The 16,511-nt window shown below is 70.2% G+C and carries 18 protein-coding genes; 14 read left to right on the top strand and 4 right to left on the bottom strand.

Annotated elements, in window-relative coordinates:
• The first annotated feature begins 13 nt into the window (after window positions 1–13).
• A complete protein-coding gene (locus tag ACWEIJ_RS05960; RefSeq protein WP_449836041.1) occupies window positions 14–619 on the top strand; it encodes a hypothetical protein in 606 nt (201 codons plus the stop codon).
• Here the strand turns inward: ACWEIJ_RS05960 and ACWEIJ_RS05955 are convergent.
• Entirely contained in the window at window positions 616–1,020 is a 405-nt protein-coding gene (locus tag ACWEIJ_RS05955) for a B-4DMT family transporter (protein WP_449836040.1), read from the bottom strand. The genes ACWEIJ_RS05960 and ACWEIJ_RS05955 overlap by 4 nt on opposite strands.
• 35 nt (window positions 1,021–1,055) lie before the next feature.
• On the opposite strand from ACWEIJ_RS05955, the gene ACWEIJ_RS05950 reads away from it, so the two are divergent.
• The 3 genes from ACWEIJ_RS05950 to nusB are packed head-to-tail and all read left to right on the top strand — an operon-like array spanning window position 1,056 to window position 3,149.
• Window positions 1,056–2,132: a M24 family metallopeptidase gene (locus tag ACWEIJ_RS05950; protein WP_449836039.1), complete on the top strand. Its 1,077-nt coding sequence runs from the start codon at window positions 1,056–1,058 to the stop codon at window positions 2,130–2,132.
• 31 nt (window positions 2,133–2,163) lie between these two features.
• Window positions 2,164–2,730, top strand: coding sequence for an elongation factor P (gene efp, locus ACWEIJ_RS05945; RefSeq protein ID WP_449836038.1), 567 nt, complete (start codon window positions 2,164–2,166; stop codon window positions 2,728–2,730).
• Complete coding sequence (nusB, locus tag ACWEIJ_RS05940) at window positions 2,730–3,149, top strand: transcription antitermination factor NusB (protein WP_204760578.1); 420 nt, start codon at window positions 2,730–2,732, stop codon at window positions 3,147–3,149. Before efp ends, nusB begins: the two co-directional genes overlap by 1 nt.
• A 2-nt stretch (window positions 3,150–3,151) precedes the next feature.
• Here nusB and ACWEIJ_RS05935 read toward each other — a convergent pair whose 3' ends face one another.
• A complete protein-coding gene (locus tag ACWEIJ_RS05935) occupies window positions 3,152–3,805 on the bottom strand; it encodes an HD domain-containing protein (protein ID WP_449836037.1) in 654 nt (217 codons plus the stop codon).
• The gene (locus ACWEIJ_RS05930) at window positions 3,802–4,518 is read right to left on the bottom strand and encodes an SDR family oxidoreductase (RefSeq protein WP_449836036.1); all 717 of its coding nucleotides are present in this window, start codon (window positions 4,516–4,518) and stop codon (window positions 3,802–3,804) included. The genes ACWEIJ_RS05935 and ACWEIJ_RS05930 overlap by 4 nt, the downstream gene beginning before the upstream one ends.
• Window positions 4,519–4,606: 88 nt before the next feature.
• Here ACWEIJ_RS05930 and ACWEIJ_RS05925 point away from each other — a divergent pair, with 88 nt between their 5' ends.
• The 3 genes from ACWEIJ_RS05925 to ACWEIJ_RS05915 are packed head-to-tail and all read left to right on the top strand — an operon-like array spanning window position 4,607 to window position 7,069.
• On the top strand, window positions 4,607–5,434 hold the full coding sequence (locus tag ACWEIJ_RS05925; protein ID WP_449836035.1) for a sigma-70 family RNA polymerase sigma factor: 828 nt from the start codon (window positions 4,607–4,609) through the stop codon (window positions 5,432–5,434).
• A 37-nt stretch (window positions 5,435–5,471) separates the two neighbouring features.
• The gene (locus ACWEIJ_RS05920) at window positions 5,472–6,305 is read left to right on the top strand and encodes an alpha/beta hydrolase (RefSeq protein WP_449836034.1); all 834 of its coding nucleotides are present in this window, start codon (window positions 5,472–5,474) and stop codon (window positions 6,303–6,305) included.
• Window positions 6,302–7,069, top strand: a complete 768-nt coding sequence (locus ACWEIJ_RS05915) for a helix-turn-helix transcriptional regulator (protein WP_449836033.1) — start codon at window positions 6,302–6,304, stop codon at window positions 7,067–7,069. Before ACWEIJ_RS05920 ends, ACWEIJ_RS05915 begins: the two co-directional genes overlap by 4 nt.
• 4 nt (window positions 7,070–7,073) lie before the next feature.
• Here the strand turns inward: ACWEIJ_RS05915 and bldD are convergent, their stop codons facing one another.
• A complete protein-coding gene (gene bldD / locus ACWEIJ_RS05910; protein WP_030471611.1) occupies window positions 7,074–7,562 on the bottom strand; it encodes a transcriptional regulator BldD in 489 nt (162 codons plus the stop codon).
• A 257-nt stretch (window positions 7,563–7,819) separates the two neighbouring features.
• Between bldD and pyrR the strand changes: the two genes are divergently transcribed.
• The 7 genes from pyrR to pyrF are packed head-to-tail and all read left to right on the top strand — an operon-like array spanning window position 7,820 to window position 16,303.
• Complete coding sequence (gene pyrR, locus ACWEIJ_RS05905) at window positions 7,820–8,392, top strand: bifunctional pyr operon transcriptional regulator/uracil phosphoribosyltransferase PyrR (protein ID WP_449836032.1); 573 nt, start codon at window positions 7,820–7,822, stop codon at window positions 8,390–8,392.
• Window positions 8,389–9,321 (top strand): aspartate carbamoyltransferase catalytic subunit, encoded by a 933-nt coding sequence (locus tag ACWEIJ_RS05900; RefSeq protein WP_449836031.1) that lies wholly within the window; start codon window positions 8,389–8,391, stop codon window positions 9,319–9,321. Before pyrR ends, ACWEIJ_RS05900 begins: the two co-directional genes overlap by 4 nt.
• Entirely contained in the window at window positions 9,318–10,598 is a 1,281-nt protein-coding gene (locus ACWEIJ_RS05895; RefSeq protein ID WP_449836030.1) for a dihydroorotase, read from the top strand. The genes ACWEIJ_RS05900 and ACWEIJ_RS05895 overlap by 4 nt, the downstream gene beginning before the upstream one ends.
• Window positions 10,595–11,083: a PH-like domain-containing protein gene (locus ACWEIJ_RS05890; RefSeq protein WP_449836029.1), complete on the top strand. Its 489-nt coding sequence runs from the start codon at window positions 10,595–10,597 to the stop codon at window positions 11,081–11,083. The genes ACWEIJ_RS05895 and ACWEIJ_RS05890 overlap by 4 nt, the downstream gene beginning before the upstream one ends.
• Window positions 11,050–12,192 carry a glutamine-hydrolyzing carbamoyl-phosphate synthase small subunit gene (carA, locus tag ACWEIJ_RS05885; protein ID WP_449836028.1) on the top strand — a complete coding sequence of 381 codons (1,143 nt, stop codon included), beginning with the start codon at window positions 11,050–11,052 and terminating at the stop codon, window positions 12,190–12,192. Before ACWEIJ_RS05890 ends, carA begins: the two co-directional genes overlap by 34 nt.
• Window positions 12,192–15,494: a carbamoyl-phosphate synthase large subunit gene (gene carB, locus ACWEIJ_RS05880; protein ID WP_449836027.1), complete on the top strand. Its 3,303-nt coding sequence runs from the start codon at window positions 12,192–12,194 to the stop codon at window positions 15,492–15,494. Before carA ends, carB begins: the two co-directional genes overlap by 1 nt.
• On the top strand, window positions 15,491–16,303 hold the full coding sequence (gene pyrF, locus ACWEIJ_RS05875) for an orotidine-5'-phosphate decarboxylase (RefSeq protein WP_449836026.1): 813 nt from the start codon (window positions 15,491–15,493) through the stop codon (window positions 16,301–16,303). The genes carB and pyrF overlap by 4 nt, the downstream gene beginning before the upstream one ends.
• Window positions 16,304–16,511 lie beyond the last annotated feature (208 nt).

Below are 16,511 nucleotides of genomic sequence, written 5' to 3'. Positions count from 1 at the left end.
GAGGATGCCGCGCGTGCCGAGACTGCTGATCGCCGCCGTCGTGCTCCTGCTGGCCGGGTGCGGGACCGCACCGTCCCCCAGCACGCCCCCGACCTCGCGGCAACCCGCGGAACGGCCGTCGGACGCGGACCTGCAGGCGCGGTGGTGGACGTGGGCGCTGTCGACGCCGCGGGAGCGCAACCCGGTGGCCGACCCGACCGGGCAGTTCTGCGCCCAGGGTCAGCCGAAGGACGTCTGGTTCTTCGCCGGGACGCTCGGCGGCAAGGCGGACCGCAAGTGCGAGGTGCCGCCCGGCCGGCCGCTCGCCGGGCCCGCGGTCAACCTGTACGCCGCCGACGCGGCCGACTGCGAGAGGTTCATGGCCACCGCCAAGGGCTCGGTGACGCTCGACGGGCAGATCGTGGAGCTGCGGCGGGTCGACCCCGTCGAGGTCACCTTCGACGTCGCGCAGGGCAACGTGATCGGGGAACGCGCCGGGCGCGTCGCGGCCAAGGCGTGCGGGCTGTGGGCGTGGCTGCCGTCGTTGGCCGAGGGCGAGCACGAGCTGCGGATCGAGGGCGAGTCGGGCGCCTTCTCGACCTCGGTGGCCTACCGGCTCACGGTCCGCGCCGGGGACTAGTGCCGCGCCGAGTCCTTCTGCACGAGCAACCCGCCGAGCAGCATGCCGACCCCGGCCGGCGCCAGGATCAGCAGCGCCGTGAACGCCGCCCCGCCCGTCAACGCCACCCACAGCGCTTCCTGCCCGGTCTGGTCGACCAGCAGCGCCGACCCGATCACGCCCAGCGCGCCGGCGAACGGCCCGGCGATCAGCGCGGCGATGAACCACTGCATGCCGCGTGCCGGCAGGTCGCGCAGCGTGTCGACCGCGCCCCACAGCACTGCCGCGGCGATCAGCAGGCCGATCGCGATGGGGCCGACCGAGGTCGCCTCGGGACTGCGGACCGCCACCGCCGACACACCGGTCTGCACGGCTCCGTGGAGCAACCCCATCCACAACGCACGGACGAACCAAGGACGCATGCGGACAGCTTAGGACTGGCCGTACGCTGCGAGTCATGTCGTCGTACGCCGCACGCCGCACCGCACTGCGCCAGGAGCTCCAGGCCACGAGCCTGGACGCGCTGCTCGTCACGAACCTCCTGAACGTCCGGTACCTGACAGGGTTCACCGGATCGAACGCCGCGGTGCTCATCGACGCCGTGAGCGACGACAAGACGGTCTTCTGCACGGACGGGCGTTATCTGACGCAGTCGGCCAAGCAGGTGCCGGACCTGGAGCGGCTGATCGACCGGCCGTGCGACCTCGCGCTGGCCGCCAGGGCGAAGGGCAGGCTCGGGTTCGAGAGCCACCACGTCACGGTCGACGGCCTCGAAGCGCTCACCGCGGCCGCGGAGAAGGCGGAGCTGGAGAAGGCGAGCGGCCTGGTCGAGAGGCTGCGACTGGTCAAGGACGAGATCGAGATCGAGGCGCTGCGGATGGCGTGCGCGGCGGCGGACCGCGCGCTGGCGGCGTTGATCGGGCACGGCGGGTTGCGCCCCGGCCGCACCGAACGCGAGGTCGCGCGTGAGCTGGAGAGCCGCATGCTCGACCACGGCGCCGAAGGGCCGTCGTTCTCCTCCATCGTCGCGTTCGGCGCCAACTCGGCGGTGCCGCACCACGCGCCGACCGAAGCGACGTTGCACCAGGGCGACTTCATCAAGCTCGACTTCGGCGCCCTCGTCGACGGCTACCACTCCGACATGACCCGCACGCTGGTGCTCGGCAAGCCCGCCGACTGGCAGCGCGACCTGTACGACCTGGTCGCGCGCTCGCAGGCGACCGGGCGCACCGCGCTCAAGCCGGGGGTGAGCGTGAGCGACGTCGACCGCGCGTCGCGCGAGGTGATCGAGAAGGCCGGGCACGGCGACGACTTCCTGCACGGGCTCGGGCACGGGGTCGGGCTGGAGATCCACGAGGCACCGGCGTTGTCGAAGGTGGGTGACGGTACACTTTCCGCCGGTATGGCGGTCACCGTCGAGCCCGGCGTGTACTTGTCGGGGCGGGGCGGAGTCCGCATCGAGGACACCCTCGTGGTGCGCGAAAGCGGGCCGGAGCTCCTCACCCTGACCACGAAGGAACTCGTGGTCGTCTGACACCCCGTCCAATCACAGGAGAAATTCCACCGTGGCCACCACGAACGACCTGAAGAACGGCCTGGTGCTGAACCTCGACGGCCAGCTGTGGACCGTCACCGCGTTCCAGCACGTCAAGCCCGGCAAGGGTGGCGCCTTCGTGCGCACGACCCTCAAGCACGTGCTGACCGGGAAGGTCGTCGACAAGACCTTCAACGCGGGCACCAAGGTCGAGACCGCCACCGTGGACAAGCGCGGCATGACCTACCTGTACAAGGAAGGCACCGACTTCATCTTCATGGACGGTGACACCTACGACCAGATCCCGGTTCCGACCGAGACCGTCGGTGACGCCGCGAACTACATGCTGGAGAACCAGGAGGCCGTCGTCGCCACGCACGAGGGCGTGCCGCTGTTCGTCGAGCTCCCGACCTCGGTCGAGCTCGTGATCGAGCACACCGACCCCGGCCTGCAGGGCGACCGCTCCACCGGTGGCACCAAGCCCGCGCGGCTGGAGACCGGCGCGGAGATCCAGGTCCCGCTGTTCGTGACGACCGGCGAGAAGATCAAGGTCGACACCCGTGACGGCCGGTACCTCGGCCGCGTCAGCGACAAGTAATGGGTGCTCGCAGCAAGGCCCGCAAACGCGCGGTCGACTTCCTCTACGAAGCCGATCTGCTCGGCAGCGACCCCGTGACGCTGCTGGCCTCGCGGGTCGGGTCCCCGGACGTGCCGCCGGTGAACGACTACACGGTGACGCTCGTCGAGGGCGTCACCGCGCACCGCGCGCGCATCGACGACCTCATCTCGGAGCACGCCGAGGGCTGGACCCTGCAGCGCATGCCGGCGGTCGACCGCGCGGTGCTGCGGATCGGCCTGTACGAGCTGCTGTGGGCGGCCGACGTGCCGGACGCGGTGGCGATCGACGAGGCCGTGGAACTGGCCAAGGGCCTGTCCACGGACGACTCGCCGCGCTTCGTGAACGGGGTGCTCGGCCGGATCGCGGTCATCGCGGACCAGCTGCGCGCCGTTCTCTAGGGTCATCCGGACGCCGGGGCGGGGCCGCGTGCCCAGCCCCGGCGTTCGCCTTCGTCGATCAGGTGCATGGCCGCCTCGAACAGGGCCGTCGAGCCCTCGCCGATGACCGCCTTGCGGCTGCGCACGTCGTTCGCGGTGACACCGGGAGTCCGCCAGGTGCCGCCCTCGGCCATCCAGTTGAGCAGCAACGGCTGGAGCCGGTCCATGGCCTTCGCGAACCGCGCCTCCGGCGTCTTCCGGTCCTCGAACTCGTCCCACAGCGCCCGCAACGCGCGGCCCGAGTCCTCGGGCAGGATGCCGAACAACCGGTCCGCGGCGGCCTCCTCGCGTTCCTGCTGGCTCTCGCCCAGCTCGGTGTCGTAGATCGGCGTGTCGCCCGCGTAGATCTCGACGAGGTCGTGGACGACCACGAGCTTGATCGTGTGGCCGACGTCGATCGGTTCGTCGGCGTACTCGGCGAGCGTCATGACCATGAGCGCCAGGTGCCAGGAGTGCTCCGCGTCGTTCTCCCGCCGGTCCGCCGCGGCGAGCGGGGAGGCGCGCAGGATCGTCTTCAGCCGGTCCACCTCGATGAGGAACGTGAGGTGGTCGCGCAGCCGGGAGTCCAGTCCGGACGGCAGCGGGGTCCGGTCGGCGAGAAGTTCGTGATCGGTCACCTCGCCAGCATGGCATCGGCGGCCAGGAACTCCTCCCACGTGTGCGTGCCGCGGTCGCCGTCCAGCGCGAGGTTCTGCCCGCCCCGGTAGGCCTGGCCGGCCTTGCCCGGCAGCCGCACCGGCACCGTCAGCCGGCGCTTGCCCGCGGTCGTCAGGTAGTCGCGCACCAGCTGCCGCATCTCGTAGACCACGGGTCCGGCGAGGTCCGCCACCCGGCCCGCGGGCGCGCCCAGCGTCAGCTCGACGATCCGCGCGGCGACGTCGCGGACGTCCACCGGCTGCAGCCGCAGGCCCGGCACCGGCACGATCGGCAGCTTCGCGAGCCCGCGCACCATCGTGAGCGTCAGGTCGTGGAACTGGGCCGCGCGCAGGATCGTGAACGGGATGCCCGACGCCGCGATCGCCTCCTCGCAGGCGAGCTTGGTGCGCAACCAGGCCAGCGGCACCGCGTCCGCGCCGATCACCGAGATGTGGACGAAGTGCCGCACGCCCGCGCACCCGGCGAGCAGGTTGCGGGTCGCCACGTCGTCGCCCTTCTGACCACCGGCCAGGTGCACGACCACGTCGGCCTCGAACTGCGGCACCTCGGTCAGCAGGTCGCAGGCGATGTCGCCGTGCCGGCTCAGCACCACGACGTCGGCGCCGGCCGCGCGGAGCCGGGGGACGACCTGCTTGCCGAGAGTGCCGGTGCCGCCGGTCACGAGGATCTTCATGATTACCCTCCCGAATGAGCTGTTGCCCGGTTGACCCGGCAGCGCTCGGGAACGTGACAGCGTGTGGTTCAGGACACAGGGGGATGGCGTGATCGCGCAGTTCGAGCAGGAACGTCCACGGCTGAGGGCGATCGCGCACCGGATGCTGGGCTCGTTCGCCGAGGCCGACGACGCGCTGCAGGACGCGTGGATCAGGGTTGAGAAGACGGACCCCGGCGAGATCGACAACCCGGCGGCCTGGCTCACCACCGTGGTCGGCCGGGTGTGCCTGAACATGTTGCGGGACAGGCGAGAGCACGCGTTCGACATGCCGGACGCGGTGATCGACCCGGCGGAGGAGCCGGAGCACCAGGCCGTGGCCAGGGACGAGGTCGGGCTGGCGATGCTGATCGTGCTCGACACGCTGAAGCCGGACGAGCGCCTGGCGTTCGTGCTGCACGACATGTTCGCGGTGCCGTTCGACGACATCGCGCCGTTGATCGAGAAGACCCCAACGGCGACACGGCAGCTCGCATCCCGTGCGCGCAAACGTGTGCAGGAGCGTCCACAGTCGAACGTCGGCCTGCCGCAGCAGCGCGACGTGGTCAACGCGTTCCTCAAGGCTTCGCGTGAGGGCGACCTGGAGCAGCTGGTCTCCGTGCTGCACCCGGACGTCGTGCTGCGCGCGGGCGCCCTCGAAGTCGTCGGTGGCAGGACGGTGGCCGGGCGGGCCAGCACGTTCCGCAAGCTCGTGGCGGTCGCCGAGATCCGGCCGGTGCTGGTCGGCGGTCTGGCCGGCTTCGTCACGTGGGTCGACGGCGAACCGTTCTCGGTCATGGCCTTCACCGTGCGCGACGACAAGGTCGCGGCCATCCACGTCATCCAGGACAAGGAGCAGCTCGCCGCGCTTGTGGCAGGGCTCACGCGGAAAGGGTGACAGGACGGTGTCGCGGACTCCTGCGACGGTCCGCGACATGAAGATCATCGATGAGGACTGCCTCGCCGAGACGGTGGAGTTCACCAGCGGGTTCGAGCTGCCGGTCGCGCCGCTGGAGGTCCTGCGGCGCAACCGGCTCGGCGGCCGCACACCACCGGTGAGGCTGCCGCAGGGCCGGGACCGGACGGTCGCGGGCGTCGGGGTCAGGGTGTTCACGCCGGACCAGGTCGACGGCGTCTACCTGCACGTCCACGGTGGCGGCTGGTCGTTCGGCTCGGCGGACGGACAGGACGAGAGGCTGTGGCGGCTGGCGCAGCAGGCGCGGCTGGCCGTGGTGAGCGTCGAGTACCGGCTCGCTCCCGAGCACCCGTTCCCCGCCGGGCCCGACGACTGCGAGGCGGTCGCGCGGTGGCTGGCCGAGCACGCCGAGGCCGAGTTCGGCACGGCCAGGCTGCTGATCGGCGGTGAGTCGGCGGGCGCCCACCTGAGCGTCCTGACGTTGCTGCGGGTGCCCGGCGTCTTCCAGGCGGCGAACCTCGTGTTCGGCGCGTACGACCTGTCGGCGCCCAAGACCGAACGGCTGCACCGCACCTACGAGCTGTTCACGCCGGGGATGACCGCCGAGCAACGCCGTGACCCGGCGATCTCGCCGCTGTTCGCCGACCTGACCGGCCTGCCGCCCGCCCGGATCGTCGTCGGGACCGAGGACCCGTTGCTCGACGACTCGGTGACCCTGGCCGAACGGTGGCAGGCGCCGGTGCGACTGAGCGTCGTCGCGGGCGCGCCGCACGGCTTCACGCTGCACCCGTTGACGATCACCGAACGCGAGCTGCGACGGGAGCGGGAGTTCTTGGCAGGATCAGGGGTGTGAACCGCACCGCTCGGCTGTACGCGCTGGTGGAGGAGTTGCGCGCGGCGGCGCCGAGGTCGTTGACGGTCGCGACGCTCGCTGCACGGCTCGAAGTCAGCACACGGACCGTGCAGCGTGACCTGCAGGCGTTGATGGAGGCCGGTGTCCCGGTGCGGACGACGCCGGGACGCGGCGGAGGCTGGTCGATCGACCCCGCGATGACCCTGCCGCCGCTGCACTTCACCCCGCAGGAGGCGGCGGTGCTGGCCACCGCACTCGCCGGAGCCGACGGCTCGGACGCCGCCCGAACGGCGTTCCGCAAGATCGCGGCGGTGCTGAACGGTCCCGCGACGGCCGCGGCCGGTGGGCTCGCCGCCCGCATCGTCGCGCTGCCGTCGCGAACGGACGCCGCGGTCAGGGCGGCGGTCCACCGGGCGCTGGACACGAACACGGTGCTGCGCCTGACCTACACCGACGCGGCGGGGCAGGAGACCGGTCGCGTGGTGGAACCGGCCGGGCTGCTCACCGCCGACGGCCGGTGGTACCTCATCGGCTGGTGCCGCACCCGCCGAGCGGGTCGTGGTTTCCGGCTCGACCGGATCACCGCGGCGCACAACACCGCCGAACGGGTGCGACCGCACGACCTGAACGAGCTGCTGCGGGGCTCGCCGGCCGCCGGGGCCATGCGGCCCGCGACGCTGGCTCCCCTGAATGCAGCAGTGGCCCCCTCGACGTCCTCAGGGCGACTAACAGGACGTGAGGGAGCCACTGCTCCGAAAGCGTGAGCGCTCAGTCTTCCTTCGCGGGACGGGCCTCGGGAGGCAGCACACCCCAGTCGATGAGCTGCTCGGTGAGCTCGCCCGGCGTCATGTCGTAGATGATCGCGAGAGAGCGCAGGTCCTCGGTGCGGATGGAGAGGACCTTGCCGTTGTAGTCACCGCGCTGCGACTGGATGGTCGCGGCGTAGCGGGCCAGCGGGCCGACCTTCTCGACCGGCAGCTGCTGGAGCCGTTCCAGGTTGATCACGATCTTGGTGGCCGGCTCGGCACCCGACGGCACGCGGCCCTCGGGCAGGAGCTCGGCGACGGGAACCCCGTAGAAGTCGGCCAGCTCGGCCAGCTTCTGCACGGTCACCGCGCGGTCACCGCGCTCGTAGGAGCCGACGACCACGGCCTTCCAGCGACCGCCGGACTTCTGCTCGACGCCGTGCAGGGACAGGCCCTGCTGCTGGCGGATAGCGCGGAGCTTGGCCCCCAGCGCCTTGGCGTAGTCGCCCATGTGGCGGTTCTCCGTTCATTCGCCCCGTCAGCAGTACGGGCGTGCTGCGGGGAGGCTTAGATCGATACGCAGAGTAATGATTACTCGCCGTGGTCGACAGGTCAAGCTGATCTCAAGACGAGACGCGCGCCACGCGTGCGACACCACTCGGACGGCTGACCATCCGTAGGTGATACGGTGCAGGTCAGCCCGGCTGTAGCCGGGTGTCCGACGTCCTTTAAGGACCCGTCCAGTGAGGCGGGGAAGGAGGTCCAGCCGTGGCGTCACGTCAACGTGGCGCGACGGATCCGGCCGGGGATCGCGAGATCCTGTCGGCCGGTGATGTCGCGCGCACTGTCGCCCGAATGGCCCATCAGATCATCGAGAAGACCGCTCTCGATGCACCGAGCGCACCCGACGTCGTCTTGATGGGTATTCCCAGCCGGGGAGCCCCCCTCGCACGCCGTCTGGCCGCTAAGATCGCCGAATTTTCCGGCCGCCAGGTGCTCGAAGGCACTCTGGACATCACGCTCTACCGCGACGACCTCCGCCGGGGCCCGACCAGGCCGCTGGAGACGACGACGCTGCCCGAGGGCGGCATCGACGACAAGCTCGTCGTGCTCGTGGACGACGTGCTGTTCTCCGGCCGCACCATCCGCGCCGCGCTGGACGCGCTGCGCGACCACGGCCGTCCCCGCTCGGTGCAGCTCGCCGTGCTGGTCGACCGCGGGCACCGCGAACTGCCGATCCGCGCGGACTACGTCGGCAAGAACCTGCCGACGGCCAAGACCGAGGACGTCGTGGTGCTCCTGGAGGAGTTCGACGGGCGTGACGGAGTGGTGCTGAAGTGAAGCACCTGCTCTCCACCGACGGTCTCGGCCGCGACCAGGCGACCGCGATCCTCGACACCGCGGACCGGCTGAAGCAGGCGCTGCTGGGCCGGGAGGTCCGCAAGCTGCCGACGCTGCGCGGACGCACCGTGATCACCATGTTCTACGAGAACAGCACCCGCACCCGCGTCTCGTTCGAGATCGCGGGCAAGTGGATGTCCGCCGACGTGATCAACGTCAGCAGCTCCGGTTCCAGCGTCAGCAAGGGCGAGTCGCTGCGCGACACCGCGCTGACCCTGCAGGCCGCGGGCGCGGACTGCGTGATCGTGCGGCACCCGGCCTCGGGCGCGGCGCACCGGCTCGCGGGCTGGCTCAAGCACACCGGCACGTCCGTGGTGAACGCGGGCGACGGCATGCACGAGCACCCGACCCAGGCCCTGCTCGACGCCGCCACGTTGCGCGACCGCCTCGGCAGCCTGGACGGCCGCCGCGTCGCGATCGTGGGAGACGTGCTGCACAGCCGCGTGGCGCGCTCGAACGTGCACCTGCTGACGACGCTCGGCGCCGAGGTCACGCTGGTCGCTCCGCCGACGCTGCTGCCCACGGGTGTGGAGAAGTGGCCGGTCACGGTGTCGCACGAGATCGACGCCGAGCTCGCGTCGCAGGACGCCGTGATGATGCTGCGGGTCCAGGCCGAGCGCATGACCGGCGGGTTCTTCCCCAGCTCCCGCGAGTACTCGATCGCCTACGGCCTCAACGAGCGCCGCCTGAAGCTGCTGCCAGAGCACGCCGTAGTGCTGCACCCCGGCCCGATGCTGCGCGGCATGGAGATCGCCTCCGTCGTCGCCGACAGCCCGCAGGCCGCCATCACCGAGCAGGTCCGCAACGGTGTCCACGTGCGCATGGCCGTGCTGTACCACCTGCTTGCCCACGAGGAGGAAAACGCGTGAAGCCCTTGCTGCTCAAGGGAGTTAGGCCCTACGGCGAGGGGGAACCGATCGACCTGCTGATCCGCGACGGCGTGATCGCAGAGGGCACCGATTCCGACGCCGAGGTGATCGAGGGCAACGGCGCGGTCCTGCTGCCGGGCTTCGTCGACCTGCACACCCACCTGCGCGAACCCGGCCGCGAGGACACCGAGACCATCGAGACCGGGTCCAAGGCCGCGGCTCTCGGCGGTTACACGGCGGTCTTCGCCATGGCCAACACCGACCCGGTCGCCGACAACGCCGTCATCGTCGAGCACGTCGCCCGCCGCGGCCGCGAGGTCGGCCTGGTCGACGTCCATCCGGTCGGCGCCGTCACCGTCGGCCTGAAGGGCGAGAAGCTCGCCGAGCTCGGCACGATGGCCAAGTCCAAGGCCAACGTCCGCGTCTTCTCCGACGACGGCCACTGCGTGCACGACCCGTTGATCATGCGCCGCGCCCTGGAGTACTCGAAGGCTCTCGGCGCCGTGATCGCCCAGCACGCCGAGGAACCGCGGCTGACGATCGGCGCCCAGGCGCACGAGGGCGAGAACGCGGCACGGCTCGGTCTGCAGGGCTGGCCGGCGGCGGCGGAGGAGTCGATCGTCGCCCGCGACTGCATCCTCGCCCAGCAGGTCGGCGCGAAGCTGCACGTCTGCCACGTCAGCACGACCGGCACGGCCGACGTCCTGAAGTGGGCCAAGGCGCGCGGCACGAAGGTGTCCGCCGAGGTCACCCCGCACCACCTGATCCTGACCGACGACCGGTTGAGCACCTACGACCCGGTCAACAAGGTCAACCCGCCGCTGCGCACCCAGAGCGACGTCGACGCGCTGCGCCAGGCGCTCGCGGACGGCACGATCGACTGCGTCGCCACGGACCACGCCCCGCACGCCGTCCAGGACAAGGACTGCGAGTGGTCGGCCGCCCGGCCGGGCATGCTCGGACTGCAGACCGCGCTGAGCATCGTCGTCGAGACGATGGTGAAGACCGGCCTGCTGGACTGGCGCGGTGTCGCACGGGTGATGAGCGAGAAGCCCGCCGAGATCGCCGGACTGACCGACCAGGGCCGCCCGATCGCGGCCGGCGAGCCGGCGAACCTCGTGCTGGTCGACCCGGACGCGACGTGGACGGTGAACGGCGCGCAGCTCGCGAGCATCGCGGGCAACACCCCGTTCGAGGGCATGGAACTGCCCGGCGCGGTGACGGCGACCATCTTGCGTGGGCGCGTCACGGCACTGGCGGGAAGGATTGCGGAATGACCCGCGTGCTGCTCGTCGTCGTGGTGCTCCTGTTCTTCGCGCTGTGCGTCTACGGCATGTGGCACGGCTGGAAGCGGCGTCAGGCCAAGCAGGCCGACCTCCCGGCGTTCCCCGCCACGCCCGAGAAGCTCGGCGAGGCGAAGCTCGCCACCACGGGCGTCTACATCGGCACGACGAACGCGGGCAACTGGCAGGACCGCATCCAGGTCGGCGACATCGGCCACCGTGCCGAGGCGACGCTGAGTCTGGTGCCGGAGGGCGTCGCCATCGAACGCGTTGGTGCGACGCCGATCTTCATCCCCGCCGAGTCCATCCGCGACGCCCGCACCGACCGCGGCCTCGCCGGGAAGGTCATGTTCAGCGAAGAGGGACTGCTGGTGGTCCAGTGGGAGAACCAGGGCCACCTGTTCGACACCGGTTTCCGCGGTGACGACAAAGAGGTTTACGAGGAATGGGTAGCAGCTCTAGTGGGAGGCAAGGCGTGACGAACGCGGCATTGGTGCTGGAAGACGGTCGCGTCTTCCGCGGTGAGGCGTACGGAGCGACCGGCGTCTCGCTCGGCGAGGTCGTGTTCTCCACGGCCATGACGGGCTATCAGGAGACCCTGACCGACCCGTCCTACCACCGCCAGATCGTGGTGCAGACGGCGCCGCAGATCGGCAACACCGGCTGGAACGACGAGGACGACGAGTCGTCGAGGATCTGGGTCGCCGGGTACGTGGTGCGCGACCCCGCGCGGACGCCGTCGAACTGGCGGTCGCGGCGCGGTCTGGACGAGGAGCTGGCGAACCAGGGCGTCGTGGGCATCTCCGGCCTCGACACCCGCACGCTGACCCGGCACATCCGCGAGCAGGGCGCGATGCGGGCCGGCGTGTTCTCCGGCTCGGAGCTCACCGACGACGCGTCGATGATCGAGCAGGTCAAGGCGTCCGCGCAGATGGTCGGCGCGAACCTCGCGGTCGACGTGACGACGGACAAGCCGTACGTGGTCGAGGCGATCGGCGAGAAGAAGTTCACCGTCGCGGCGCTCGACCTGGGCATCAAGTCGAACACCCCGCGGATGATGGCGGCGCGCGGCATCGAGGTGCACGTGCTGCCGTTGACCAGCTCGTTCGAGGACATCCTCGCGACGAGCCCGGACGGGCTGTTCCTGTCCAACGGCCCCGGTGACCCGGCGACGCAGGACCACGCCATCGCGCTGACCAAGGAGGCGCTGGGCCGCGGGCTGCCGCTGTTCGGCATCTGCTTCGGCAACCAGATCCTCGGCCGCGCGGTGGGTCGCGGGACCTACAAGATGCGCTACGGCCACCGCGGCATCAACATCCCGGTGATCGACGTCGCCACCGGCAAGGTCGCGATCACCGCGCAGAACCACGGGTTCGCGCTGGAGGGCACGCCGGGGGAGGAGTTCACCTCGGAGTTCGGCCGCGCGGTGCTGTCGCACTACTGCCCCAACGACGGCACCGTCGAGGGCGTCCGGCTGCTCGACGCCCCGGCGTTCTCCGTGCAGTACCACCCAGAGGCCGCCGCCGGTCCGCACGACGCGGCGCCGTTGTTCGACGAGTTCGTGACGCTGATGAATGAGGCCCGCTGATGCCGAAGAGGACTGATCTCAAGCACATCCTGGTCATCGGGTCCGGCCCGATCGTGATCGGTCAGGCGTGCGAGTTCGACTACTCCGGCACCCAGGCGTGCCGGGTGCTGCGGGAGGAGGGCATCAGGGTCAGCCTGGTGAACTCCAACCCGGCCACGATCATGACCGACCCCGAGTTCGCCGACGCCACCTACATCGAGCCGATCACGGCCGAGTTCGTGGAGAAGGTGATCGCGCAGGAGCGCCCGGACGCGATCCTGGCCACGCTGGGCGGGCAGACCGCGCTCAACACCGCCATCGCGCTGCACGAGCGCGGGGTGCTGGAGAAGTACAACGTCGAGCTGATCGGCGCGAACGTCGACGCGATCCAGCGCGGCGAGGACCGGCAGATCTTCAAGGACCTGGTCCGCAAGATCGGCGCCGAGGTCCCGCGCTCGGCGGTCTGCAACACGATGGACGAGGTCCGCAAGACCGTCGCCGAACTGGGTCTCCCGGTCGTCATCCGCCCGTCCTTCACCATGGGCGGCCTCGGTTCCGGCATGGCGCACACCGACGAGGAGCTGGAACGGCTCGCGGCCATCGGCCTCGAGGAGTCCCCGGTGACCGAGGTGCTCATCGAGGAGAGCGTGCTCGGGTGGAAGGAGTACGAGCTTGAGCTGATGCGCGACCGCAACGACAACGTGGTCGTCATCTGCTCGATCGAGAACATCGACCCGATGGGCGTGCACACCGGCGACTCGGTGACGGTCGCGCCCGCGATGACGCTGACCGACCGCGAGTACCAGCACATGCGCGACGTCGGCATCCAGGTCATCCGCGAGGTCGGCGTGGACACCGGCGGCTGCAACATCCAGTTCGCCATCCACCCCGAGAACGGCCGCATGGTCGTCATCGAGATGAACCCGCGGGTGTCGCGGTCGTCCGCGCTGGCGTCCAAGGCGACCGGCTTCCCGATCGCCAAGATCGCCGCGAAGCTCGCGATCGGCTACACGCTCGACGAGATCACCAACGACATCACCGGCGAGACCCCGGCGTCGTTCGAGCCGACGCTCGACTACGTGGTCGTGAAGGCGCCGCGGTTCGCGTTCGAGAAGTTCCCCGGTGCGGACCCCACGCTGACGACGACGATGAAGTCGGTCGGCGAGGCCATGTCCATCGGCCGCAACTTCGTCGAGGCGCTGGGCAAGGCGCTGCGTTCGCTGGAAACGAAATCGGTCGGCTTCTGGACGCAGCCGGATCCGGAGGGCACTACTCTGGAATCCGTCCTGGCACAACTGAATCGCGGTCATGACGGCCGCCTCTACACGGTCGAACGCGCGCTGCGGCTCGGTGCGTCCATTGAGGACGTCCACAAGGCCTCGGGGATCGACCCGTGGTTCATCGAGCAGATCGCCTGGCTCGGTCAGTTGCGCACGGAGCTGCTGGACGCTCCCGTGCTCGACGAACCGTTGCTGCGCAAGGCGAAGCGCGCGGGCCTCTCGGACCGGCAGATCTCCGTGCTGCGGCCCGAGCTCGCGGGCGAGGACGGCGTGCGCGCGCTGCGGCACCGCCTCGGTGTGCGGCCGGTCTACAAGACGGTCGACACGTGCGCGGCGGAGTTCAAGTCCGAGACGCCGTACCACTACTCCGCCTACGAGCTGGACCCGGACGCCGAGTCCGAGGTGGCCGAGCAGCGGGAGAAGCCGAAGGTGCTGATCCTGGGCTCCGGTCCGAACCGCATCGGGCAGGGCATCGAGTTCGACTACTCGTGCGTGCACGCGGCCATGGCGCTGCGGGAGGCCGGTTACGAGACCGTCATGGTCAACTGCAACCCGGAGACCGTGTCCACCGACTACGACACCTCCGACCGCCTGTACTTCGAGCCGCTGACGTTCGAGGACGTGCTGGAGGTCGTGCACTCCGAGCAGCGCTCCGGCGAGGTCGCCGGCGTGATCGTGCAGCTCGGCGGCCAGACGCCGCTGGGTCTGGCGCAGCGCCTGGCCGACGCCGGCGTGCCGGTCGTCGGCACGACGCCCGAGGCGATCCACCTCGCCGAGGACCGCGGCCAGTTCGGCAAGGTGCTGACCGAGGCCGGTCTGCCCGCGCCGAAGTTCGGCACGGCCACCTCGTTCGACGAGGCCAAGGAGATCGCCGACGAGATCGGCTACCCGGTCCTCGTGCGGCCGTCCTACGTCCTGGGCGGCCGGGGCATGGAGATCGTGTACGACGAGGAGTCGCTGTCGGGCTACATCGCCCGCGCGACCGAGGTGACGCCCGAGCACCCGGTGCTGGTCGACCGGTTCCTCGACGACGCCATCGAGATCGACGTGGACGCGCTGTGCGACGGGCACGAGGTGTTCATCGGCGGTGTCATGGAACACATCGAGGAAGCCGGCGTGCACTCCGGTGACTCCTCCTGCGCGCTGCCGCCGATCACGCTCGGCGCGTCGGACATCGAGAACGTCCGCCGCTCCACCGAGGCGATCGCGCGCGGCATCGGCGTGAAGGGCCTGCTGAACGTGCAGTACGCGCTCAAGGACGACGTCCTGTACGTCCTGGAGGCGAACCCGCGTGCGTCGCGCACGGTGCCGTTCGTGTCCAAGGCGACCGCTGTCTCCATGGCCAAGGCGGCGTCGCGGGTCATGCTCGGCGCCACCATCGCCGAGCTGCGCGAGGAGGGCATCCTGCCGGCCACCGGTGACGGTGCCCGGCTGCCCGAGCACGCCCCGGTCGCGGTCAAGGAGGCGGTCATGCAGTTCCACCGCTTCCGCACGCCCGAGGGCCACGGTGTGGACTCGCTGCTGGGCCCGGAGATGAAGTCCACCGGCGAGGTCATGGGCATCGACTCGTCGTTCGGCAAGGCGTTCGCGAAGTCGCAGACGGCCTCCTACGGCTCGCTGCCGACGTCGGGCAAGGTCTTCGTGTCCTTCGCGAACCGCGACAAGCGCGCGATGATCTTCCCGGTCAAGCGCCTGGCCGACCTCGGGTTCCAGATCCTCGCGACGGCGGGCACGGCCGAGGTGCTCAAGCGCAACGGCATCCCGTGCATCGAGGTGCGCAAGCACTTCGAGGGCGAGGGCAACGTCGTCGACATGATCCTGGCCGGCGAGGTCGACATGATCTTCAACACGCCGTACGGCAACAGCGGCCCGCGCGTGGACGGCTACGAGATCCGCACCGCCGCGGTGGCCAAGGACATCCCGTGCGTCACCACGATCCAGGGCGCCGCGGCGGCCGTGCACGGCATCGAGGCGCTCATCCGCGGTGACATCGGCGTGCAGCCGCTTCAGGCGCTCCAGGCCGCGTTGAGGGAGGGCGCGTGACGTTCGGGGAACGGCTCACGAAGGCCGTGGAGGCCTACGGGCCTCTGTGCGTCGGGATCGACCCGCATCCGAGCCTGCTCGACGCCTGGGGCCTCTCACGCACCGCGGAGGGCCTCGAACGGTTCGCTCTGACGGCCGTGGAGGCGTTCGGCGGCAAGGTCGCGATGGTGAAGCCCCAGGCGGCCTTCTTCGAGGCGTACGGGTCACGTGGCGTCGCCGTGCTGGAACGGGTGATCGCGGAGCTGCGCGACTCGGGCACGCTGGTGCTCGTGGACGCAAAGCGCGGCGACATCGGCTCCACCATGGCCGCCTACGCCGAGGCCTACCTGGGCGACGGCTCGCCGCTGGCCGGTGACGCGGTGACCGTGTCGCCGTTCCTCGGCTTCGGGTCCCTGCAGCCCGCCCTGGACACGGCGCGGGCGACCGGCCGCGGCGTGTTCGTGCTGGCGCTGACGTCCAACCCGGAGGGTGCCGAGGTCCAGCGCTCCGTTGCTCCGGACGGGCGAACCGTGGCGCAGACGATCATCGATTTCGCCACCGCTCGGAATTCCGGCATTTCTCCGTGCGGCGATGTAGGGCTCGTCGTGGGTGCCACGATCGGGGAAACGGATGTGGACCTCGCGGGGTTCAACGGACCGATCCTGGCCCCCGGTTTCGGGGCTCAGGGCGGCTCGGTGACTGATCTAAAACGGCTCTTCGGGCCCGACATGCGCAACGTCTTTCCGACTTCTTCACGAGATGTTCTCAAGCATGGGCCGGACGTATCGTCGCTGGTCAGGGCCGTGCGGAGCGTCCAGGAGAGCCTCTGAGGAGGGGCGCGCCACGACTTTTGGGGTGTGGCGCGCTCACCTGGGGAAACATGTGTTGGTAGGGTCCACGCCACCGGCTGCCCCGCTGGTCACCGGCCTCATAGCACACGCAACGTGGGCGACGAGTTGCCGGAGGGCAGTGATCAGGCCGCCGGAGGGTGTTGGTACTACTACCACCCGCCGCATCACTCATGGCCGCTGGAGATTT

The organism is Lentzea sp. NPDC004789, from assembly GCF_053601075.1.
This window is presented reverse-complemented; position numbering and strand designations above follow the sequence as displayed.